The 22207-nt window shown below is 58.8% G+C and carries 18 protein-coding genes, 2 tRNA genes and 3 rRNA genes; 9 read left to right on the plus strand and 14 right to left on the minus strand.

The window, feature by feature from the left end:
- Window positions 1-100: 100 nt before the first annotated feature.
- The 4 genes from QZH45_RS20630 to QZH45_RS20645 form a co-directional block, all read right to left on the minus strand.
- The gene (locus tag QZH45_RS20630) at window positions 101-715 is read right to left on the minus strand and encodes a response regulator transcription factor (protein WP_024776598.1); all 615 of its coding nucleotides are present in this window, start codon (window positions 713-715) and stop codon (window positions 101-103) included.
- Window positions 716-828: 113 nt separating this feature from the next.
- On the minus strand, window positions 829-1263 hold the full coding sequence (locus QZH45_RS20635) for a response regulator (protein WP_024776599.1): 435 nt from the start codon (window positions 1261-1263) through the stop codon (window positions 829-831).
- Window positions 1264-1411: 148 nt separating this feature from the next.
- Window positions 1412-4663 carry a transporter substrate-binding domain-containing protein gene (locus QZH45_RS20640; RefSeq protein ID WP_024776600.1) on the minus strand — a complete coding sequence of 1084 codons (3252 nt, stop codon included), beginning with the start codon at window positions 4661-4663 and terminating at the stop codon, window positions 1412-1414.
- Window positions 4664-4743: 80 nt separating this feature from the next.
- Window positions 4744-5046, minus strand: a complete 303-nt coding sequence (locus tag QZH45_RS20645; RefSeq protein ID WP_024776601.1) for a hypothetical protein — start codon at window positions 5044-5046, stop codon at window positions 4744-4746.
- Window positions 5047-5213: 167 nt separating this feature from the next.
- On the opposite strand from QZH45_RS20645, the gene tam reads away from it, so the two are divergent.
- The 3 genes from tam (at window position 5214) to QZH45_RS20660 (ending at window position 8715) form a co-directional block, all read left to right on the plus strand.
- The gene (gene tam, locus QZH45_RS20650) at window positions 5214-6005 is read left to right on the plus strand and encodes a trans-aconitate 2-methyltransferase (RefSeq protein WP_024776602.1); all 792 of its coding nucleotides are present in this window, start codon (window positions 5214-5216) and stop codon (window positions 6003-6005) included.
- Window positions 6006-6098: 93 nt separating this feature from the next.
- Window positions 6099-6899: an SDR family oxidoreductase gene (locus tag QZH45_RS20655; RefSeq protein WP_024776603.1), complete on the plus strand. Its 801-nt coding sequence runs from the start codon at window positions 6099-6101 to the stop codon at window positions 6897-6899.
- Window positions 6892-8715 (plus strand): glycoside hydrolase family 15 protein, encoded by a 1824-nt coding sequence (locus QZH45_RS20660; RefSeq protein ID WP_024776604.1) that lies wholly within the window; start codon window positions 6892-6894, stop codon window positions 8713-8715. Before QZH45_RS20655 ends, QZH45_RS20660 begins: the two co-directional genes overlap by 8 nt.
- 55 nt (window positions 8716-8770) lie before the next feature.
- Here QZH45_RS20660 and QZH45_RS20665 read toward each other — a convergent pair whose 3' ends face one another.
- Window positions 8771-9130 carry a DUF6124 family protein gene (locus tag QZH45_RS20665; RefSeq protein WP_024776605.1) on the minus strand — a complete coding sequence of 120 codons (360 nt, stop codon included), beginning with the start codon at window positions 9128-9130 and terminating at the stop codon, window positions 8771-8773.
- A gap of 434 nt (window positions 9131-9564) precedes the next feature.
- On the opposite strand from QZH45_RS20665, the gene QZH45_RS20670 reads away from it, so the two are divergent.
- Together QZH45_RS20670 and QZH45_RS20675 are read left to right on the plus strand one after the other, a co-directional pair.
- Window positions 9565-9942: a hypothetical protein gene (locus QZH45_RS20670; protein ID WP_024776606.1), complete on the plus strand. Its 378-nt coding sequence runs from the start codon at window positions 9565-9567 to the stop codon at window positions 9940-9942.
- Between the two features lie 28 nt (window positions 9943-9970).
- Window positions 9971-10873, plus strand: coding sequence for an alpha/beta fold hydrolase (locus QZH45_RS20675; protein WP_024776607.1), 903 nt, complete (start codon window positions 9971-9973; stop codon window positions 10871-10873).
- Here the strand turns inward: QZH45_RS20675 and QZH45_RS20680 are convergent.
- Window positions 10842-11834: a GlxA family transcriptional regulator gene (locus tag QZH45_RS20680; protein ID WP_024776608.1), complete on the minus strand. Its 993-nt coding sequence runs from the start codon at window positions 11832-11834 to the stop codon at window positions 10842-10844. The genes QZH45_RS20675 and QZH45_RS20680 overlap by 32 nt on opposite strands.
- Window positions 11835-11933: 99 nt before the next feature.
- Between QZH45_RS20680 and inhA the strand changes: the two genes are divergently transcribed.
- Window positions 11934-12620, plus strand: coding sequence for an isonitrile hydratase (gene inhA, locus QZH45_RS20685; RefSeq protein WP_024776609.1), 687 nt, complete (start codon window positions 11934-11936; stop codon window positions 12618-12620).
- A gap of 61 nt (window positions 12621-12681) precedes the next feature.
- Here inhA and QZH45_RS20690 read toward each other — a convergent pair whose 3' ends face one another.
- A complete protein-coding gene (locus tag QZH45_RS20690; protein WP_024776610.1) occupies window positions 12682-12939 on the minus strand; it encodes an Atu4866 domain-containing protein in 258 nt (85 codons plus the stop codon).
- A gap of 28 nt (window positions 12940-12967) precedes the next feature.
- Window positions 12968-13705 carry an SDR family oxidoreductase gene (locus tag QZH45_RS20695; RefSeq protein ID WP_024776611.1) on the minus strand — a complete coding sequence of 246 codons (738 nt, stop codon included), beginning with the start codon at window positions 13703-13705 and terminating at the stop codon, window positions 12968-12970.
- Between the two features lie 202 nt (window positions 13706-13907).
- Here QZH45_RS20695 and QZH45_RS20700 point away from each other — a divergent pair, with 202 nt between their 5' ends.
- Complete coding sequence (locus tag QZH45_RS20700) at window positions 13908-14855, plus strand: AraC family transcriptional regulator (protein WP_024776612.1); 948 nt, start codon at window positions 13908-13910, stop codon at window positions 14853-14855.
- Window positions 14856-14954: 99 nt separating this feature from the next.
- On the plus strand, window positions 14955-15164 hold the full coding sequence (locus QZH45_RS20705; RefSeq protein WP_050593775.1) for a hypothetical protein: 210 nt from the start codon (window positions 14955-14957) through the stop codon (window positions 15162-15164).
- A gap of 488 nt (window positions 15165-15652) precedes the next feature.
- Here the strand turns inward: QZH45_RS20705 and QZH45_RS20710 are convergent, their stop codons facing one another.
- Window positions 15653-16111: an SRPBCC family protein gene (locus QZH45_RS20710; RefSeq protein ID WP_024776613.1), complete on the minus strand. Its 459-nt coding sequence runs from the start codon at window positions 16109-16111 to the stop codon at window positions 15653-15655.
- A 155-nt stretch (window positions 16112-16266) separates the two neighbouring features.
- On the opposite strand from QZH45_RS20710, the gene QZH45_RS20715 reads away from it, so the two are divergent.
- Window positions 16267-16668: a lysozyme inhibitor LprI family protein gene (locus tag QZH45_RS20715; RefSeq protein ID WP_024776614.1), complete on the plus strand. Its 402-nt coding sequence runs from the start codon at window positions 16267-16269 to the stop codon at window positions 16666-16668.
- Window positions 16669-16808: 140 nt separating this feature from the next.
- On the opposite strand, the gene rrf is transcribed toward QZH45_RS20715, so the two are convergent.
- From rrf to QZH45_RS20740, 5 genes are all read right to left on the minus strand, one after another.
- Window positions 16809-16924 (minus strand): 5S ribosomal RNA (gene rrf, locus QZH45_RS20720).
- A 170-nt stretch (window positions 16925-17094) separates the two neighbouring features.
- Window positions 17095-19986, minus strand: a 23S ribosomal RNA gene (locus QZH45_RS20725).
- 252 nt (window positions 19987-20238) lie between these two features.
- Window positions 20239-20314 (minus strand) — tRNA-Ala (locus QZH45_RS20730).
- 26 nt (window positions 20315-20340) lie between these two features.
- Window positions 20341-20417, minus strand: a tRNA-Ile gene (locus tag QZH45_RS20735).
- 65 nt (window positions 20418-20482) lie between these two features.
- Window positions 20483-22019: ribosomal RNA gene (locus QZH45_RS20740) — 16S ribosomal RNA — on the minus strand.
- The 16S, 23S and 5S rRNA genes sit together here with 2 tRNA genes alongside, the layout of an rRNA operon.
- Window positions 22020-22207: the final 188 nt, after the last annotated feature.

A 22207-nucleotide genomic window follows, 5' to 3' on the forward strand; every position in this document is an offset into this window, starting at 1 on the left:
GTCATTGCTTTTGTGGGAGCCGAGCTTGTGTGGGAGCTGAGCTCGGCCCCCAGAACGGCTCATCTGAACAGTGCCTACATAACCCCCATGCTTACGGGGCTCAGAGGTGATTGCGCTTGGCGAAATCCGACAAGCCCACCAGGGTCTTCAGGCCAAGCTTCTCCAGTAGCCGGGTCTTGTAGGTGCTGACGGTCTTCGGGCTCAAGTACAGGGATTCGGCGACATCCTTGCCACGCATGCCCATGGACAGCATTCGCAGAATGGATAACTCACGGGTGGAAAGGCTTTCCAGGGCCTGCTGTTCCGTGCGTTGCTGGAAGTCCAGCCTGACGGGCATCTGCGGAAAGTAGGAATAACCGGACTTCAAGGCATGAATAGCCTTGGTCAGTTCCTTCAGATCACTTTTCTTGGTCACGAAGCCCCTGGCCCCAGCCGAGATGCAGCGGTTGCAGAAGTGTTGCGCATCCTGGGAGGTGAACACCAGTACACCGCACTCGGGGTACTGGGCCATGATCCAGACCAGCAGGTCCAGACCATCGAAGCCATTCATCACCAGGTCCAGGATCACCAGCTCCGGCGTACGCTCCTTGATCACAGCCCTGGCATCGAGCACGCCATTGGCGTCCCGGATCTGGGTAAACCCCTCGTTCTGGCAAATCAGCCGCAATGCCCCCCGTATGACAGGGTGGTCATCCACGATCAACACATCTTTCAAGGCAACTCCCCAGATGAATACAAACAACGCCGATACCACGCTGCAGCGGACTCTTGCACAAGCGACAGGCCCGGCCACCTGTCAGGTCTGACAGTGCCGACCAATGGTCAGTGTCAGCGGCCGTGGCTGTGCCTGAGGGGCCTTCCCCAGGGACGGGCCGCCTCACAGTCCGCCGGATCGATCCGTGCCATCAGGCGCGCCAGTGCGGCGAGATCCGGCAGTTGCGCGGGATGCAGCTGCACGCTTGCCCTGCGCGTGACAGGGATCGACAAGAGGCCGACCTGTTGCGTGTTGTAGATCATTCCATGGCGCACCTGCGGGTTACCGAGAAAGAAACCCGGCAGGTCCAACTCGCCCTCCGCCAGGCAGGCATCGACGACCAGCAGGTCGAACGGCTCGATACCGAACGCCATCAATGTCATCAGCTCCTGTGCACTGCTCACAGGCGCAATCCGGAAATAGCCCTGTTGATTGAACAGGTACTCAAGCTGCATTCGATGAGAATGGTCGGTATCGGCAATCATGATACGTAGTGCTTTATTCGGCATGACAGGCATCCCAGTGACAACGCGACGGGTGTGAACCGGCTCGTAAACGTTAAGGGGCCTCAGGCTAGAGGAAGCTTTTGAGGGGCGCTGTAGGACGAGTCCTAAAAACAGTCGGAAAAAGCCCTCCTCGACACTCGGTTGTAGGAAGTCATTCGCGTGGGTGGTCAGGGGAAGCAAGCTCCCTCGTCACATGGCTCTCTAATTGTTCGGTGAGCAAATCCATGGCCTGGCGCAGGTCCCCCACCGCGTTGGCAAGCGACACGCCGTCGGCGCTTCGACAGGCGTTTTCCAGCGCCTCACAGGCAGCGACCAGGCCTTGCGCCTGGATGATCCGCGCACCGCCCTTGATCCGGTGCGCCAGGTCCGCGAGTCCGGATACATCCTGTCGGGTGAACATGTCGATGAGTCGCACCTTGTCGCCGGCATTGGTGTTGACCAACTCCTCCAGCAGCTTTTTGATCGAGACGGTGTCGCCCCCCGTCAGTTGTTCGAGGCTGGTCAGGTCGAAATTGTCGGTCGACGCAACGGCGCTCCCCTCGTCAGGCGGCGCGCTGAGCGACCCCAGGCGTGCCTGCAGCTCCTTGAGGCCGATAGGCTTGAACAAGCAGTCGTCCATTCCGGCGTCGATGCAGCGATCCTTTTCCTCGGGCTGGGCATTGGCCGTGAATCCAAGGATCACCCCCCGCGACAGCCCTTGGGCCCGCTCTTCGTCGCGAATGGTACGAGCCAGTTCATAGCCGCTCATCAATGGCATGTTGCAGTCGGTGATCACCGCATCGAAATGTGCCGCGCGCCAGGCCTGCAATCCCTGCACACCGTCCCCGGCCTCCTGGACCCGGTGCCCCAGGTAGCTCAGTTGTCGGGACAACAGCAGGCGATTGGCCGGATGGTCATCGATCACCAGGATGTCCAGGGCCTGGGCCGGCACCGGTGCCTCGACCTCGGCCGCTGGTGCTTGCACCTGGGAGTCGAGCACGGGCAGGCGCAGCAGGATCTCGATCTGCGTGCCCGTCCCTGGCACGCTGCTCAACGCCAGGGTGCCGCCCATCATTTCACACAGGGTGCGGCTGATCATCAGCCCCAGCCCGGAACCGCTGCGGGCGGACTGGCGATGATTGCCGGCTTGGCTAAAGGGGCTGAACAGACGTTGCTGGTCCTCCAGGGAAATCCCGCTGCCGGTGTCTTCAACCCGCAGGCAAATGCCAAGGCGCCTGTCGTCATGGCCCGGGGCGGCTTGCACACTCAGGCGTACCTGGCCCTGGTCGGTGAATTTGATCGCGTTGCTCAGCAGGTTCGACAGGATCTGCTTGAAGCGCAAGGGATCGATCAAGACGTCCTTGTCGATCGCCACATCCAGATCCAGTTGCAGACCCAGGTGTTTCTGCCGGGCCAGGCCTTCGAACATCCGGGCCACCGACGCGACCAACTGCGCCAGGTTGGCCCGCTCCGGCGCCAGGGACAGTCGCCCGGACTCGATACGGGCGATGTCCAGGATGTCTCCGATCAATCCCAGCAAACCTTGGGCCGCGTCAGAAGCGACTTCAATGGCAAGCCGGTCCACGACGCCCTGATCGGCTTTTTTCAGGGCCAGTTCCAGCATGCCGATCAATGCATTCATCGGCGTGCGGATTTCATGGCTCATGGTCGCCACAAAGGTGGTCTTGGCCCGATTGGCGTCGTCGGCACCTTCCTTGGCAACACGCAACTGCTCCAGCAAACGCCGCAGATAAACAACCCACCCCAGGGTCAACAACAGCAACAGCGCGGCGATGGCAAACCCCTGGAGGATGGTGGTGCGGTTACGCAGCCAGTAGCTGTCGTCGATCACCACTTCGCTGCGCCAGCGATTGGTCAACTCGTCCATTTCCTCGGGGGAGATGCTCAGCAGTGCCTTGTCCAGGATCGAATGCAGCTCCAGCGAGTCCCGCCGGGTCGCCAGGGCAACATGCGCCGGCAGGGTGCCTACGGTGCTGGTGATCTGCAACCTGTCGCGGTACTGACGCGAAATCAGGTAACGGGCGCTGATCAGCGAATTGACCATGCCGTCCACCGTGCCAGCGGCGACCATGGCCATGGCATCGGCGGTATTTTGTGCCGGAACCAACTGGACACGGGGGAACTGCTCCAGCAGGTACTCACGCAACACGTTGCCCCGCGTCAGTGCCAGTCGCTTGTCGCCCATCCGGTCCAGGGTCAGCGGGGCCTTGGCTTTGCGCGGCGTCACTAGCACGAATGGAGGGCTCAAGTACGGTCGGGTAAAGCGCAATGCGTCCTCGAGCTCAGGGGTCACCGGGGCCGCCGCCAGGACATCGGCCTGCCCGCTCCTGACCTGCTCGATCAGACCGTCAAGTGAACTGCCACGCAGGAAATTGAATTTCAGACCGGTACGCAAGCTGATCCTGGCCAGCACATCGGCGCTGATGCCGCGAATATGCTCCTGGTCATCGATGAACGTCAGCGGCGGGAAATGTTCGTTGAAGGCCACCGTTATCCGCGGATGCGCATCCAGCCAGCGCTGTTCATTGACACTGAAATGCAGCGCCTGTTGCCCCGGCATACTGGCGCCACCGGCACTCCAGCGCCGCAGGATGCTCATGCGCTCAGAGGTGGGGATCGCTTGCAGGGCGGCATCAACAATGCGCAACAAGCGCGGATTGTCACGCTTGATCGCGAAAGCGAACGGCTGTACTTCCATGCGGGAAAAATCCGCCAACTGAATGTTGTTCAGGTAGTTCTTGCTGATCAGGTAGTTGGCGCTGATCGAATCCCCCAGGTAGACATCGGCCTGACCGAACGCCACCGCGCCAATGGCACTCAAGGTCGAGGGATACAACTGCAAGGTGGCATCGGGATAGAACGCCTCGACCTTGGCCGGCGGCAAATAGTGGTACAGCATCGCCAACCGTTTGCCCGCCAGGTCCTGGGGCAAGTCCTGGCTGTCATCGATGCGCGCCACAAAGGTGGGCAGGTCATCGGCATAAGCCTGGGACATGATCAGGTCCGGGTCAGCGGCCTCGAAGCCGTTGGCGGTACCGAGCAGGTCGATCTCACCGCTGCGCAACGCCTGGAGCGATTCGGTACGGGACGAGTACCGCCGCACCTGCACCTCTACCTGCAGCAACTGCCCGAGTAATTGGACATAGTCGGCGGTCAGGCCTTCGTAATCGTCACCATTACCGGTGATGCTGAACGGTGAGTAATCCGGTGCCGAGGCGCCTACCAGCAACCTGCCCTTGCGCCGCAACCAGACCCGGTCAGCCTCCCCCAGGGACACTGAATAGTCATCCGCATGGGAGCGCCCGAGTACGTGCAGCGATTCGGGAACTGCGCCAACCTGTGGCGCCACACTCAATGAGCCCAGCAACAGCGCCACCAGGCCCGTGCGTAAAAGCAGCATCATCTGAATCAGGTTTTTCACCTGGCGAAATCGACCCGGAACATCATTGCTTTCATATCGGCTCAGGGTGACCGGCTTCCAGGTCAGATCGGCGCCGGAACTTTGCTCGCTGCGATGGCGAGGTCAATCAACGCCTGCCTGTCATCGGCGTCCACATCGTTGTCACCATCGATATCGCCATGCACCGAAACCTCGTTGAACGGCCCCTCTGGCTCCGTCCTGGAGACGCGTACGCTGTAGGACGAAATGATCGAGTCGTGGAATTCGTTGTCCGGGTCGTCATCGACGAAGCCCGCCATACGGGTCACGAAATCAATCTCTACCGCACGGTAGATCTGGCCGGTTTTCTCGGTCAATGTAATCAGGATACCTTTGCTGGTTTCCATCCGATGACTCCCTGGTGGTTGCCCCTCATGTCATTGGGCAATGTATTCCGGGTCAACCGGCCTGTCTGCTGTAAGAACTAACAGGTGCGCGCCCCATCCCCCCGACGCCTTTATACTGCGGCGACCCGATTCGATCCGCGACCTTCGATCCGACCAAGGAGAACGCCATGAGCTGGTCCGCCCGACAATACGTCACGTTTGAACAGGAACGCACCCGGCCGGCCCGGGATCTGCTGGCCGCCATTCCCCCAGTGCAAGCGCGCTCGGTGATCGACCTGGGTTGTGGCCCCGGCAACTCCACGGAACTGCTGGTGGAGCATTTCAGCGGTGCAACGGTGCGCGGTCTGGACAGTTCCGGCGACATGGTCGACGCCGCTCGCCAGCGCCTGCCGGCCGTGGCGTTCGACATCGCCGACATCGGCCAATGGAACGAGCCCGGGCCATTCGACGTGATCTTCGCCAACGCCGTGCTGCAATGGCTGCCTGACCACGCCACCCTGTTGCCGTCACTGGTGAAAAAACTCGCGCCGGGCGGCACCTTGGCGATCCAGATGCCCGACACGCTCCATCAGCCCTCCCACCGGTTGATGCGAGACATCGCCGCCAGCGGACCGTGGGCCCACCTATTGGCCGGGGCAGCCGATACCCGCACGGAAGTGGCCGGCGCCAGCACGTACTATTCGATCCTGAAGCCGCATTGCAGTCGCGTCGATGTGTGGCGCACCACCTACCATCATCCATTGGCCGGCGGTGCCGCAGGTGTGGTGGAGTGGTTCAAGGGCAGCGGCTTGCGGCCATTTCTCGATCCACTGGACGAGGGGCAGCGTGCGCAATACCTGGACCAGTACCTCCACGCTGTCGAGCAGGCCTACCCGGTGCTGGACGATGGTACGGTGCTGCTGCCGTTTCCACGGGTGTTCATGGTTGCGACGCGCCAGGAAGCAGCGCCGGGGGGTTGAGTGCGGGGAACATGAAGATCGCCCCCTCCAAGTGAACTCTGCATGCCCCACGCCAGTCAGCAGGTAAAGCCCTCAGTACAAGGTGCCAAGCCCATGCAGATCTCCCTCGCGCAGCAAGTTGCCCTTGTCACCGGCGCCAGCTCCGGCATTGGCGCGGGCTCGGCCAGGGCGCTGGCCGCCGCCGGTGCCGCCGTAGTGCTCAATTACCACACCAACGCTGCTCCGGCCGAAGCGCTGGCCCGCAAGATCAACGACAACGGCGGCCGTGCTATCACTCTTGGTGCCGATGTGTCCCAGGAGCGGGAGGTCGAGCGGCTGTTCGCCCGGACCGTGGATGCCTTCGGCACGCTGGACATCCTGGTCGCCAACTCCGGCCTGCAAAAAGACGCCGCAGCCGTGGACATGAGCCTGGAAGACTGGAACACCGTGATCGGCGTCAACCTCACCGGCCAGTTCCTCTGCGCTCGCGCCGCGCTGCGGGTTTTCAACCGCCAGGGCATTCGCCGGGGCGTTTCCCGCGCCGCCGGAAAAATCATTCACATAAGTTCGGTACACCAACGCATTCCCTGGGCCGGTCACGTCAACTACGCAGCGTCCAAGGGCGGTATAGACTTATTGATGCAAAGCCTGGCCCAGGAAACCAGTCACCAGCGCATCCGCATCAATAGCATCGCCCCTGGCGCCATCCGTACCGCCATCAACCGAGAGGTCACCGAGGGCGAACAGGGACAAAAGCTGCTGGAGCTGATTCCTTACGGTCGCATCGGCGACGTGGAGGATGTTGCCAACGCGGTGGTCTGGCTGGCGTCGGACCTGTCCGATTATGTGGTAGGCACCACGCTGTTCATCGATGGAGGGATGAGCCTTTATCCGGGGTTTCGCGACAATGGCTGACCATGACGAACCACAGAGCCCCATTGAGAACCACGGCATCATCGGAGACATGCGCAGTGCCGCGCTGATCAACGACCGGGGCAGCGTCGACTTTTTCTGCTGGCCGGAATTCGACAGCCCGTCGATCTTCTGTTCACTGCTGGACACGCCGCAAGCGGGCATTTTCCAGATCGCGCCCGACTTGCCGGGTGCCCGGCGCCAGCAGATCTACCTGCCCGACACCAACGTGCTGCAAACCCGCTGGCTGAGCGATGGCGTGGTGGTGGAAATCACTGACCTGTTGCCCATCGGTGACACCGCGGACGACCTGCCGGTGCTGATGCGCAAGGTGCACATGGCGGTCGGCCACGCAACGTTTCGCATGCGCTGCGCAGTGCGCCATGACTACGCCCGAGCCACCACCACCGCGCACCTGGAGGGGGCCCACGTATGCTTCAAGGCACAGGGGCAACCGAGCCTGCGCCTGCGCTCGGACCAGGCCATGACCTTGGACGGCAACGCGGCGGTAGCTGAATTCACCCTACTGGAAGGCCAGAGCGCCGAGTTCCTGTTGGGGGGCATCGACGACCCTCGGCTTCAGGATAATGTCAGTGCGATATGCCTGGAGCGGACCCTGGCGTTCTGGCGCGGCTGGATCGGCCAGTCCAATTACCGGGGCCGCTGGCGGGAAACAGTCAACCGTTCCGCCCTCGCACTGAAACTGCTGACATCGCGCAAACACGGCACTATCCTCGCAGCCGCCACCTTCGGCCTACCGGAAACACGAGGCGGCGAGCGCAACTGGGATTACCGCTACACCTGGATCCGCGACGCCTCGTTTACCGTCTACGCGTTCATGCGCCTGGGCTTCGTCGAAGAGGCCAATGCCTACATGCGCTGGATGCGCGGTCGGGTCAGTGACTGCCACGGTCAACCAGTCAAACTCAACATCCTGTATGGCCTCGACGGCAGACAAGAGTTGCCGGAAACCGAGCTGCCGCACCTGAGCGGCTTCGGCAACGCGCGGCCGGTGCGCATCGGCAACCAGGCTCATGAGCAAGTGCAGCTGGACATCTTCGGCGAGTTGATGGACGCGGTATACCTGGTCAACAAATATGGCGAAGCCATTTCCCACGAAGGCTGGAAACACACCGTCGACGTGATCGACCAGGTGTGCGAAATCTGGCAGGACAAGGACGTAGGGATCTGGGAAATGCGCGGCGATAAACAGGATTTCCTGCATTCGCGCCTCATGTGTTGGGTGGCCGTCGACCGTGCCATCCGCCTCGCAGGCAAACGCTCCCTGCCCGCACCGTTCAGCCGCTGGGACGAGACTCGCCAGGCCATCTACAAAGACATCTGGACCCGCTTCTGGAACGATGAGCACCAGCATTTCGTCCAGCGCCTGGGCAGCACTGCCCTTGATGGCTCGATGCTGTTGATGCCGCTGGTGCGTTTTGTCAGCGCCCAGGACCCGCGCTGGCTGTCCACCCTCGAGGCCATCGAAAAGCATCTGGTGCGCGACGGCATGGTCTACCGCTACCGCAACGACGATGACCCCATCGATGGCCTCAGCGGCACCGAGGGTTCGTTCGTCGCCTGCTCGTTCTGGTACGTCGAATGCCTGGCCCGAGCCGGTCGTGTGGAAAAAGCCCAACTGGAATTCGAACAACTGCTGCGCTACGCCAACCCCGTAGGGCTATATGCCGAAGAGTTCGACGGCCACGGTTATCACCTGGGCAACACCCCACAGGCCCTGAGCCATCTGGCGTTGATCAGCGCGGCGAGTTTCCTGGATCGCAAGTTGAGTGGGGAGAAGAACAACTGGCAGCCGTGAGCCTGGCTGACGCCACGCTCGAGTGAACATCTCCCCTCGCCACAAAAGCGATATGTCAGGCCACAGGCTCAACGTCATCCAGCGCACGATTGGCCAGCAACGTACCCAACTCAATCAACTGCTGGATCCCCAACGCAACATGTCGCCGGGAGCCTTCCAGCTCGAACGCCAGGTCACTGGCCATCGCATTGGCCGACGCCAGGGTTTCGCTGAGGCTGGTCAACACCGACTCGGTATTGATGCCCGGAACCACCGAAAAGACCTGGCCGTCGTGGGTGTCGGGTTTAGCTTCGGTTGTTGGAGAGAGATACACGCTCAGCGCACGATCGGCGGCCTCACGAAGTTTTCTTGAATCAAGGTTTGTGTAGGCAGAGAGGTTTTCGGCCTTGGGCGGATTGGGGGTAATTTTGACCACTGTGAAACTCCATTCAAATGTGGAGCTCGCCATTTCCGCGACCAAGCAGAGGGTGGCGTACTGTACGCAGGTTGGTCGACCAGGGAATGGAAACCCGGCAGGGCCCGAAGCCCTCCCACGCACAGCCAGCCATAAAGCAGACAGCCGCTTGCGCGGCATTGTGCGCCATTCTAAACCCGGACGACCAAGCCCGGTCGCTGATTTTGCAGCGACCGGCAGAGCCTATCTCCACCGCGTCCTAACCGACAACCGCCGCGACTTGTCAGAAACTTCCTGTTCACAGGATTTTTTGTAGGGCCGCAGATGCAGGGGCATTCACCCCATTCATCGCCACACCCCCTTTCAAGTTGCCAGTCCCCCAAACCCCTCCTAAGATCGATGCTTTAACGGGTGCAGCGGAGCTGCCCGACAAAAACCCGACTCAAGGATTAGGCATGACCTACGTGAAACGCACCATCGACACCCCGCTCCGTACCGGGCTGACCCGGAAAGACCTCTGGGAAGGTCAGGACAAGGGCCTGATCAAATGCTGGGAAATCGGCCGCGACCGGGCAGCGAAGTTCCCGGAGCTGGCGCAGCGTTGCCTGGCCGGTGAGTTACCGGTGCTGGGTTGGAAAGGCGGGGTCAACCGCAGCTTGAAGAAAAACGAAAAATTCGGCTGCCTCAAATACCTCGCCCAATGGCAAGGTTTGCGCGGTGAAGACCTGGACATCGACTTGTCCCAGGAACGCACGCTGACCTGCACCAGCACGAAGATGATCGTGACCTTCACGCCGGACCGGGCCAAATACGTGAATCAAGAACCCGCCTGAGCGCAACCGGGCGCCACCGGAGGCAGACATGAAGCAGGATCCCAGGATCAGTTTCGCGGTGACACCCCTGTTGCGTATCGCCTACGAAGAGCACGGTCCCGCCAGCGGCGAGCCGGTCATCCTGCTGCACGGTTTTCCTTATGATCCCAGGGCTTTCGATGAAGTTGCGCCGGTCTTGGCCCTGCGTGGCTACCGGGTCATCGTGCCCTACCTGCGCGGCTACGGCCCGACCCGGTTCAACAACCCGGCGATCATGCGTTCCGGCCAGCAAGCCGCGCTGGCCCAGGACCTGTTGGACCTGATGCATGAACTCAACGTATCTCAGGCAGCGTTGTGCGGCTACGACTGGGGCGGCCGGGCGGCGTGTATCGTGGCGGCGCTGTGGCCCGAGCGCGTTCGTTGCCTGGTCACCGGCGATGGCTACAACCTGCAGGATATTCCCCGGTCAACCCAACCGCTGGATCCGCAGACGGAACATCGCTTGTGGTACCAGTATTATTTCCATACCGCCCGGGGCGTGGAAGGCCTGAGGCAGAACCGACGTGAGTTGTGTGAGTGGCTCTGGCGCCTGTGGTCACCGACCTGGAAGCGCGGCGCAGAGCTGTATCCACTCAGCGCGCCCTCTTTCGACAACCCGGACTTCGTCGACGTGGTGATTCATTCCTACCGCCATCGGTTCCTGTACGCGCCGGGGGATCCGACCCTTGAATGGATGGAGGAACAGCTCACGGCGCAACCGGACATCAGCGTGCCCAGCATTTCCCTGTGCGGAGCCGACGACGGCGTGGGACCAGCCCCTGAACAGGATGAAGACGCCAGGCACTTCAGCGGTCCGTACGAGCGTCGAGTGCTGAGCGGCGTGGGTCACAACATTCCCCAGGAGGCCCCCGAGGCCACGATCAAGGCACTGCTGGATCTGCTTGAAGGCTGACAGCGAAACGCTCGCGATACGCCTGGGGCGTCACACCCATGGCCCGCAGGAAACTGCGGCGCAGGGTTTCTTCACTGCCGAAACCACATTGCACCGCTACTCGCTTGATCGGCACGCAGGTATCAGACAACAGGCGGCGGGCGGTTTCCACGCGAATCAGTTCCACCGCCCGCGCCGGGGTCTGGCCGGTCTCGGCGCGGTAATGACGGACAAAGCTGCGTTCGCTCATGCCCGCCTCTGCAGCCAGGTTGGGCAGGCCCAGGTCCTGGGTGAGGTTTTCGGCGATCCAGGCGTGCAGCTCATCAAAACGGCCGCCCTGATTCTGTAATGACAACGTCACGCTGAACTGCGATTGCCCTCCCGGCCGCTTGAGGAACACCACCAGTTGCCGGGCGACTTCCAGGGCCACGGCGCGCCCCAGGTCGTCCTCCACCAGAGCCAGAGCCAGGTCGATGCCCGCCGTGACCCCGGCCGAGGTCCAGACCGGGCCGTCGTTGATGAAAATAGGATTGGGTTCGACCCGCAATTGCGGATGCTGCTCGGCCAGTTGCTCGCAACGCGTCCAGTGCGTGACCACTCGACGCCCGTCCAGCCAGCCGCTGGCGGCCAGCAGGAATGCTCCGGTGCACACCGAGGCCACCCGCCGCGAACGCTGGCCGTGGTCCTTGACCCAGGCCACCAGCGCCGGGTCCTTCGCCGCTTCGTACACCCCCCAACCGCCAGCGATCAAAAAGGTGTCACTGCCTTCGGTCGGCAACGGCTCGGCCATCAACGCCAGGCCCGCCGAAGACACCACCGCGCCACCACCGACAGCTATCACTGTCGGCGCGTACGGCAATGGCAGGCCTCGCTGGCGGGCCATATCGTTGGCGGAGGCAAACACCTGTAAGGGCCCGGTAACATCAAGCACTTGCACGTTGGCGAAAGCCAGGACATGAACGGTTTTCGGTGGATTGGACATGTTGGCGTAATTCGTGGGCTTATTGGCGTATACGCCAGAGCCTACGGACCTAAAGTGGAACCGTCCACCCCCCCGGGCATTATCCAAAGGAGAAGCAACATGACATTGCAGATCGGCTTGCTGTTATTCCCCCAGGTTCAACAACTGGACCTTACCGGCCCTTATGACGTGCTGGCGTCATTGCCAGGCGTGAAGGTGCACCTGATCTGGAAAGACCTGGAGCCGGTCACCTCCAGTACCGGGCTGGTTTTGTTGCCCACCACCACGTTCGAAGGCTGCCCGAAGCTGGACGTGATCTGCATCCCCGGTGGCACCGGTGTTGGCCCATTGATGGAGGACGAGCAGACACTGGCGTTCATCAAGCGCCAGGCCAGCCAAGCGCAGTACATCACGTCGGTGTGCACCGGGGCGCTGGTGCTCGGTGCGGCGGGCCTGTTGCAAGGAAAGCGGGCCACCACCCATTGGGCCTACCACAGCTTGTTGTCCACCCTGGGGGCAACACCGATCAAGGATCGCGTAGTGCGTGACGGCAAATTGATCACCGGTGGCGGTATCACCGCCGGTATCGATTTTGCCTTGACCCTGGCAGCCGAACTGTTCGATCAGGACACCGCCGAACTGGTCCAGCTGCAACTCGAATATGCCCCGGCCCCGCCCTTCGACGCCGGCTGCCCGGACACTGCGCCTGCACAAATACTGGAGGAAGCCAAGCGGCGCGCGGCGGAGTCGTTCCGGGTGCGCTCGCAGATCACCCAGCGTGCCGCGGCGCGGTTGGAATTGGCGTAACGATCAGTAAAACCTGTGGGGAGGGGATTCATTCCCTCGCCACCCCGTATCGCCGCGTGCCTCACCCCTCCTGGCGATACAAGACCATCCCTGCGTGATAAAGCACGCCTTCGCGAAAATCCCCGTCGGCGGTAAAGCCGGTGTCGTCGTGGTATTCGATATGATCGTCCTGCAACCAATAGTCGCCCTGGTACGCACTCTCACGCGAACCTCGTGCTTCGTCATAGCGTCCCCCCGGCAGCAGCCGATGGCGGATCACGCCATCGGCCGTCACCCACAGGCCGACAAATTTGTCCTGGTCACCCGATGTTTGTCTCATGGGAGCATCTCCTGTCGGTCTGGTCGATTCAGAATGGGCTGGCGGTTGGCCGGACGATCAGTTCGCTGACGTCCACATCCGCTGGTTGCTCGATGGCATAGGCAATCGCACGGGCAATGGCCTCGGCGGGTATGGCGATCCTGCGGAACTCGCGCATTTCGGCGCGTCCCCCTTCATCGGAAATACTCTCGGCCAGTTCCGATTCGGTCACGCCGGGCGCAATCACCGTCACCCGGACATCACCGCCGACCTCCTGGCGCAACCCTTCGGAAATGGCCCGCACGGCATACTTGGTGGCGCAATACACAGCGGCGGTAGGGCTAACGGCATAGGCCCCAATGGACGCGATGTTGATGAACTGGCCGCTGCGCTGACGCTGCATCAAGGGCAAGCCGGCCGCGATGCCATGGAGCACGCCACGGATGTTGACGTCGATCATCCGATCCCACTCGTCGACTTTCAGCGCCTCAAGCTTGGAGAGCGGCATGACGCCAGCGTTGTTGATGATCACATCCACCTTGCCGAAACGCTCGACGGCGAAGTCGATCAGACTCTGGACATCGTCGCGACGAGTCACGTCTACGGCCTTGCAGACCGCCTGTTGGCCAGAGGCTCCGAGCTCCTGGACCAGCGCTCGCAGACGATCGACGCGCCGCGCGCCAAGTACAACGCGGGCACCGCGGGCGGCCAGCAGACGCGCTGCGGCTTCGCCAATCCCGCTGCTGGCACCGGTAATCACGACTACTTTGTTTTGGATATCGGACATGATGGTTTCCTCATCTGGGTGTGTTCGCCCCCGAAGGGAGCGTTTTGACAGGTCCAGATTAAGGAGGCAGCCGATGGCGGGGTTAGCCGGATCCTCCTGCGCGCTTGCACGATCCTGTTGCAACAAAACTGGCCATGGCCGCCGACCGCGCGATCGGTTTTACTAGCGCAATCCATTTATTTGGCCAAGGAGATTGATCGGCATGTCGGTATCCCCGTCCATACAGATTGCGCCAGACGACAGCGTCAACCAGCGTCGCGCCGAGCTCGCGGCACTGATGAAGCGCTTCGCGCCAGAGAATGGGGTATTCCCGACGGACATCGCGGCTTTGAACCTGATTCGCAGCGACCAGCCAACCGATGCCCTGCATATCGTGCACAAGCCCGGTCTGTGCGTGATCATCGAGGGAAGCAAGGAAGTACGGCTGGCGGATGAGTGCTACGTCTATGACCCACTTAATTATCTGGTGGTCTCAGTCACACTGCCATTGGCCGGACAAGTCATCGAAGCCAGCCCCGAGCGACCTTACCTGTGCATTCGCCTGGACATCGATCCGGCACAGGTCTGCCGCCTGATCGCAGACGCCAGCCCTATCGGTGTACCGGCTCAACGGACCGAGCGTGGGTTGTTCCTGGATCGCATTGATGCGCCACTGCTCGACGCTGTGTTGCGCCTACTGCGATTACTCGACAGTCCAGACGACATCGCCACCTTGGCCCCTCTGGCCCAGCAGGAGATTTTCTATCGCCTGCTGCGCGGCACCCAGGGCCAGCGATTGCATGAAATCGCCATCCCAGACACCCAGGCCCATCGCATCAGCCGCGCCATTGAGTGGCTCAACGCCCATTACGCCGAGCCGTTGAGCATCGACAGCCTCGCACAAATGATCAATCTCAGTCCTTCGGCGCTGCACCATCGCTTCAAGGCCGTGACCGCCATGAGCCCACTGCAATACCAGAAACAGCTGCGTCTGCAGGAAGCCCGGCGGTTGCTGCTGTCAGAAAACAGCGACGTTTCGTCAATCGGCTACAAAATGGGGTACGAAAGCCCTTCGCAGTTCAGCCGTGAATACAGCCGTCTATTTGGCGCGTCTCCGAGCAAAGACATCGCTCGCCTGCGTGCCCAGGCGCTGAAAGCCAGCAGCGCCTGATCCCGACACACAAACAGGATCAGGCAAACCCTGGGCAGTATCCGTCTAACGATCACACCCGACCCGGCACTCAACTCTGGATAGGGCCGGAGTCTGGCCATGAAAACTTTCAACGCCTTGATCGCCGCCGCCACCTTCACCCTGAGCACCAGTGCCTTCGCTTTGCCGAGCCAGCAACCGGAGCGTTTCTTTACCCAGGCTTCGGACTATCAGCAGACGATGGCTGCTGATGGTACGGACCGCACCCCGGGTGGCCAGGCTCTGGCTGCCGATGGCGCGGACCGCACCATGGCAGGACACTGGGCATGATCAGAGCGGCTTTTGTCCAGACGAAAAAAAACCCGCCGAAGCGGGTTTTTTGAGGACCAATTTGACTCCCTGTCTGGCATTCCATGCCTGGTCCCATCATCCATGACCCCAAGCACTCCCTGTACTCAGTGGATGAACATAGATTAGGCCCACCGCCACTGGGGGAAAAGACGAGAACGTAGCGCCTATGTGTAAGCGTTTCGCTATACCGCCCCACCTGGACTTTTTTGATAGACGAAAAAAAACCCGCCGAAGCGGGTTTTTCCAAGACCATCACGACTCCCTGTCGATAGCCATCCTGGCAAGGTCGATCGTCCCTGATCCTGAGCACTCCCTGTGCTTCAGTGGATGAGTACAGATTACGCGTCGGATCCAAAACGCAACAGTCGACATCACTACCATCTCGTGTAAGACATTCGCTATACCACCCTTCCGAAAACCCTTGGTTTTCTGGGTTGAGCCCCCTGGCGCCGCCGATGAGTACCAACTCAAGACCTGTTCAGGAACTCTTCGATATTGGCCATCTGCTCGTCCCAGCCGCGGCTGTCCATGCGGAAGGCTTTAAGTCGACGAGCTTCGGGGATACCGTCAAATCCCGACTCCACGACCTTGAGCAAAGTGCCTCCGTCGATGTCTTCCAGTTCGAATTGAACCCGCGTCTCGGGCTCCTGAGAGTAATCCACCTGAGGCTCAATCGCGTAGGGATGCCAACGAAACGACAACACCCGCTCGGGCTCGACCCGCTCCACCGCTACATCCCAGGTAAGATGCTCATAACCGGGATAAGTGATCTGTCCCTGGGTTCGTTCACCGGCCACAAACCGTTTGCCCTCCAGGGCCACCCCAAACCATTGTCCAAAGGCTTCGGCATTGGCCAGGGCACGCCAGACCTGGGAACGCGGCGCCTTGAGCAGGATCTTTCTTTCGATGCGATCGGATAAATGCATGGGTCACCTCCTGTGTTCAACAGTAGGCTTGTAAGACCACAAGGCCAACCGGAAAGTTGTATCAGACCGTTGTTTGAGTATGGGCCGATGACTGAAACCTAAAGCAGCGAGGTAAACTCCTCCGGCATTTCCCCCCCTTCAAGGAGAGATCGACCATGTCCTCACGCTTGCTACTGGCCCTGACACCGTTATTGTTTGTCGCCCTGGCCCAAGCCGACGACTGCGCCAATGCCACCACCCAAGGCGAGATGAACCAATGCGCGGCCCAAGAGAAGAATGCCGCCGACAACGAGCTGAATAGCTTGTACAAGCAGATCACAGCGCGCCTGAAAAACAATCCCGAGGGCAAACAGTTACTGGTCAAGGCACAGCGGGCCTGGATCGGTTTCCGTGACACTGAGTGCAAGTTCTCTGCGTCCGGGGTCGAGGGTGGCAGCGTCTATCCGCTGATCTACAGCAACTGCATCACGGCGCTCACCAAGGCGCGGGTGGAGACCTTCAAGACCTACCTCAAGTGCAAGGAAGGGGATCTGAGCTGCCCGGTACCCGAGGCGTAGACGCTTCACCTTACGCAGTTAAACGGGTGCCCATCGATGCAATAGACACCTGGTCTGCACACTCGCGGTGAGTGCAAACTTTTTTGAGAGCAAAAACAAAACCCCTACCTGCATCAGCAGATAGGGGTTTCGGAATTTAATCTTGACGATGACCTACTCTCACATGGGGAAACCCCACACTACCATCGGCGATGCATCGTTTCACTTCTGAGTTCGGGATGGGATCAGGTGGTTCCAACGCTCTATGGTCGTCAAGAAATTCGGTAGCCAGCGCGTTGCATGGGCAACGTTCCAGCGAATGGGTATGCGATAGTTTGTGTGTTGCTGCTGAGTCAGTTCGAACTTTCGGTTCGTTTCGTCTTCACACACCGCAATCTGGCGCCCTGTGCTTTTCAGCTCGGAGCAAGCAAATTGCTTGGGTGTTATATGGTCAAGCCTCACGGGCAATTAGTACAGGTTAGCTCAACGCCTCACAGCGCTTACACACCCTGCCTATCAACGTCGTAGTCTTCGACGGCCCTTCAGGGAGCTCAAGGCTCCAGTGAGATCTCATCTTGAGGCAAGTTTCCCGCTTAGATGCTTTCAGCGGTTATCTTTTCCGAACATAGCTACCCGGCAATGCCACTGGCGTGACAACCGGAACACCAGAGGTTCGTCCACTCCGGTCCTCTCGTACTAGGAGCAGCCCCTCTCAAATCTCAAACGTCCACGGCAGATAGGGACCGAACTGTCTCACGACGTTCTAAACCCAGCTCGCGTACCACTTTAAATGGCGAACAGCCATACCCTTGGGACCGGCTTCAGCCCCAGGATGTGATGAGCCGACATCGAGGTGCCAAACACCGCCGTCGATATGAACTCTTGGGCGGTATCAGCCTGTTATCCCCGGAGTACCTTTTATCCGTTGAGCGATGGCCCTTCCATACAGAACCACCGGATCACTAAGACCTACTTTCGTACCTGCTCGACGTGTCTGTCTCGCAGTCAAGCGCGCTTTTGCCTTTATACTCTACGACCGATTTCCGACCGGTCTGAGCGCACCTTCGTACTCCTCCGTTACTCTTTAGGAGGAGACCGCCCCAGTCAAACTACCCACCATACACTGTCCTCGATCCGGATAACGGACCTGAGTTAGAACCTCAAAGTTGCCAGGGTGGTATTTCAAGGATGGCTCCACGCAGACTGGCGTCCACGCTTCAAAGCCTCCCACCTATCCTACACAAGCAAATTCAAAGTCCAGTGCAAAGCTATAGTAAAGGTTCACGGGGTCTTTCCGTCTAGCCGCGGATACACTGCATCTTCACAGCGATTTCAATTTCACTGAGTCTCGGGTGGAGACAGCGCCGCCATCGTTACGCCATTCGTGCAGGTCGGAACTTACCCGACAAGGAATTTCGCTACCTTAGGACCGTTATAGTTACGGCCGCCGTTTACCGGGGCTTCGATCAAGAGCTTCGCGTTAGCTAACCCCATCAATTAACCTTCCGGCACCGGGCAGGCGTCACACCCTATACGTCCACTTTCGTGTTTGCAGAGTGCTGTGTTTTTAATAAACAGTCGCAGCGGCCTGGTATCTTCGACCGGCGTGGGCTTACGCAGCAAGTGCTTCACCCTCACCGGCGCACCTTCTCCCGAAGTTACGGTGCCATTTTGCCTAGTTCCTTCACCCGAGTTCTCTCAAGCGCCTTGGTATTCTCTACCCAACCACCTGTGTCGGTTTGGGGTACGGTTCCTGGTTATCTGAAGCTTAGAAGCTTTTCTTGGAAGCATGGCATCAACCACTTCGTCACCCAAAGGGTAACTCGTCATCAGCTCTCGGCCTTAAGATCCCGGATTTACCTAAGATCTCAGCCTACCACCTTAAACTTGGACAACCAACGCCAAGCTGGCCTAGCCTTCTCCGTCCCTCCATCGCAATAACCAGAAGTACAGGAATATTAACCTGTTTTCCATCGACTACGCTTTTCAGCCTCGCCTTAGGGACCGACTAACCCTGCGTCGATTAACGTTGCGCAGGAAACCTTGGTCTTTCGGCGTGGGTGTTTTTCACACCCATTGTCGTTACTCATGTCAGCATTCGCACTTCTGATACCTCCAGCAAGCTTCTCAACTCACCTTCACAGGCTTACAGAACGCTCCTCTACCGCATCACTTACGTGATACCCGTAGCTTCGGTGTATGGTTTGAGCCCCGTTACATCTTCCGCGCAGGCCGACTCGACTAGTGAGCTATTACGCTTTCTTTAAAGGGTGGCTGCTTCTAAGCCAACCTCCTAGCTGTCTAAGCCTTCCCACATCGTTTCCCACTTAACCATAACTTTGGGACCTTAGCTGACGGTCTGGGTTGTTTCCCTTTTCACGACGGACGTTAGCACCCGCCGTGTGTCTCCCATGCTCGGCACTTGTAGGTATTCGGAGTTTGCATCGGTTTGGTAAGTCGGGATGACCCCCTAGCCGAAACAGTGCTCTACCCCCTACAGTGATACATGAGGCGCTACCTAAATAGCTTTCGAGGAGAACCAGCTATCTCCGAGCTTGATTAGCCTTTCACTCCGATCCACAGGTCATCCGCTAACTTTTCAACGGTAGTCGGTTCGGTCCTCCAGTCAGTGTTACCTAACCTTCAACCTGCCCATGGATAGATCGCCCGGTTTCGGGTCTATTCCCAGCGACTAGACGCCCTATTAAGACTCGCTTTCGCTACGCCTCCCCTATTCGGTTAAGCTCGCCACTGAAAATAAGTCGCTGACCCATTATACAAAAGGTACGCAGTCACAGAACAAAGTCTGCTCCCACTGCTTGTACGCATACGGTTTCAGGATCTATTTCACTCCCCTCTCCGGGGTTCTTTTCGCCTTTCCCTCACGGTACTAGTTCACTATCGGTCAGTCAGTAGTATTTAGCCTTGGAGGATGGTCCCCCCATATTCAGACAAAGTTTCTCGTGCTCCGTCCTACTCGATTTCACTTCTAAGATCCTTTCGCGTACAGGGCTATCACCCACTATGGCCGCACTTTCCAGAGCGTTCCGCTAAAATCAAAGAAGCTTAAGGGCTAGTCCCCGTTCGCTCGCCACTACTAAGGGAATCTCGGTTGATTTCTTTTCCTCAGGGTACTTAGATGTTTCAGTTCCCCTGGTTCGCCTCTTGCACCTATGTATTCAGTGCAAGATAACCATCTTGTGATGGCTGGGTTCCCCCATTCAGACATCTCCGGATCACAGTCTGTTTGCCGACTCCCCGAAGCTTTTCGCAGGCTACCACGTCTTTCATCGCCTCTGACTGCCAAGGCATCCACCGTATGCGCTTCTTCACTTGACCATATAACCCCAAGCAATCTGGTTATACTGTGAAGACGACATTCGCCGAAAATTCGATCTTGCTCATGAGAGCAACTCACAAATTTTACCTTAGCCTGATCCGTTACCAGTGAAAGTAACGTTCAGTCTATCTTTCTATCACATACCCAAATTTTTAAAGAACGATCTAATCAAAAGACTAGAAATCAACATTCATCATCGCGTCGATGGAATGCTCATTTCTAAGCTTTAAACGAGGGTCACCAATCGGTAATGGTGGAGCCAAGCGGGATCGAACCGCTGACCTCCTGCGTGCAAGGCAGGCGCTCTCCCAGCTGAGCTATGGCCCCGTATCGCTACAGGGTGCACCAGTAATTGGTGGGTCTGGGCAGATTCGAACTGCCGACCTCACCCTTATCAGGGGTGCGCTCTAACCAACTGAGCTACAGACCCAATCGTCTTCTTCAATGAATCAAGCAATTCGTGTGGGAGCTCATGGAGCAGCTGCTGTCGTCGATTAAGGAGGTGATCCAGCCGCAGGTTCCCCTACGGCTACCTTGTTACGACTTCACCCCAGTCATGAATCACACCGTGGTAACCGTCCCCCCGAAGGTTAGACTAGCTACTTCTGGTGCAACCCACTCCCATGGTGTGACGGGCGGTGTGTACAAGGCCCGGGAACGTATTCACCGCGACATTCTGATTCGCGATTACTAGCGATTCCGACTTCACGCAGTCGAGTTGCAGACTGCGATCCGGACTACGATCGGTTTTATGGGATTAGCTCCACCTCGCGGCTTGGCAACCCTCTGTACCGACCATTGTAGCACGTGTGTAGCCCAGGCCGTAAGGGCCATGATGACTTGACGTCATCCCCACCTTCCTCCGGTTTGTCACCGGCAGTCTCCTTAGAGTGCCCACCATAACGTGCTGGTAACTAAGGACAAGGGTTGCGCTCGTTACGGGACTTAACCCAACATCTCACGACACGAGCTGACGACAGCCATGCAGCACCTGTCTCAATGTTCCCGAAGGCACCAATCCATCTCTGGAAAGTTCATTGGATGTCAAGGCCTGGTAAGGTTCTTCGCGTTGCTTCGAATTAAACCACATGCTCCACCGCTTGTGCGGGCCCCCGTCAATTCATTTGAGTTTTAACCTTGCGGCCGTACTCCCCAGGCGGTCAACTTAATGCGTTAGCTGCGCCACTAAGAGCTCAAGGCTCCCAACGGCTAGTTGACATCGTTTACGGCGTGGACTACCAGGGTATCTAATCCTGTTTGCTCCCCACGCTTTCGCACCTCAGTGTCAGTATCAGTCCAGGTGGTCGCCTTCGCCACTGGTGTTCCTTCCTATATCTACGCATTTCACCGCTACACAGGAAATTCCACCACCCTCTACCATACTCTAGCTTGTCAGTTTTGAATGCAGTTCCCAGGTTGAGCCCGGGGCTTTCACATCCAACTTAACAAACCACCTACGCGCGCTTTACGCCCAGTAATTCCGATTAACGCTTGCACCCTCTGTATTACCGCGGCTGCTGGCACAGAGTTAGCCGGTGCTTATTCTGTCGGTAACGTCAAAACACTAACGTATTAGGTTAATGCCCTTCCTCCCAACTTAAAGTGCTTTACAATCCGAAGACCTTCTTCACACACGCGGCATGGCTGGATCAGGCTTTCGCCCATTGTCCAATATTCCCCACTGCTGCCTCCCGTAGGAGTCTGGACCGTGTCTCAGTTCCAGTGTGACTGATCATCCTCTCAGACCAGTTACGGATCGTCGCCTTGGTGAGCCATTACCTCACCAACTAGCTAATCCGACCTAGGCTCATCTGATAGCGCAAGGCCCGAAGGTCCCCTGCTTTCTCCCGTAGGACGTATGCGGTATTAGCGTCCGTTTCCGAGCGTTATCCCCCACTACCAGGCAGATTCCTAGGCATTACTCACCCGTCCGCCGCTCTCAAGAGGTGCAAGCACCTCTCTACCGCTCGACTTGCATGTGTTAGGCCTGCCGCCAGCGTTCAATCTGAGCCATGATCAAACTCTTCAGTTCAAACATCTTTGGGTTTTGAGAAAACCCTAAACTTGGCTCAGCAATCGTTGGTTACATCTTTGATTTCTCGCGGAGTAACTTGTGATGCTGATAATCTGTTGACTAGCAGTCTGACTCCACAAGCACCCACACGAATTGCTTGATTCAGTTGTTAAAGAGCGGTGGGTTGAGCCTTTCGTCTCAACCGA

The organism is Pseudomonas corrugata (assembly GCF_050920615.1).
Classification (GTDB): Bacteria; Pseudomonadota; Gammaproteobacteria; order Pseudomonadales; family Pseudomonadaceae; genus Aquipseudomonas; species Aquipseudomonas corrugata.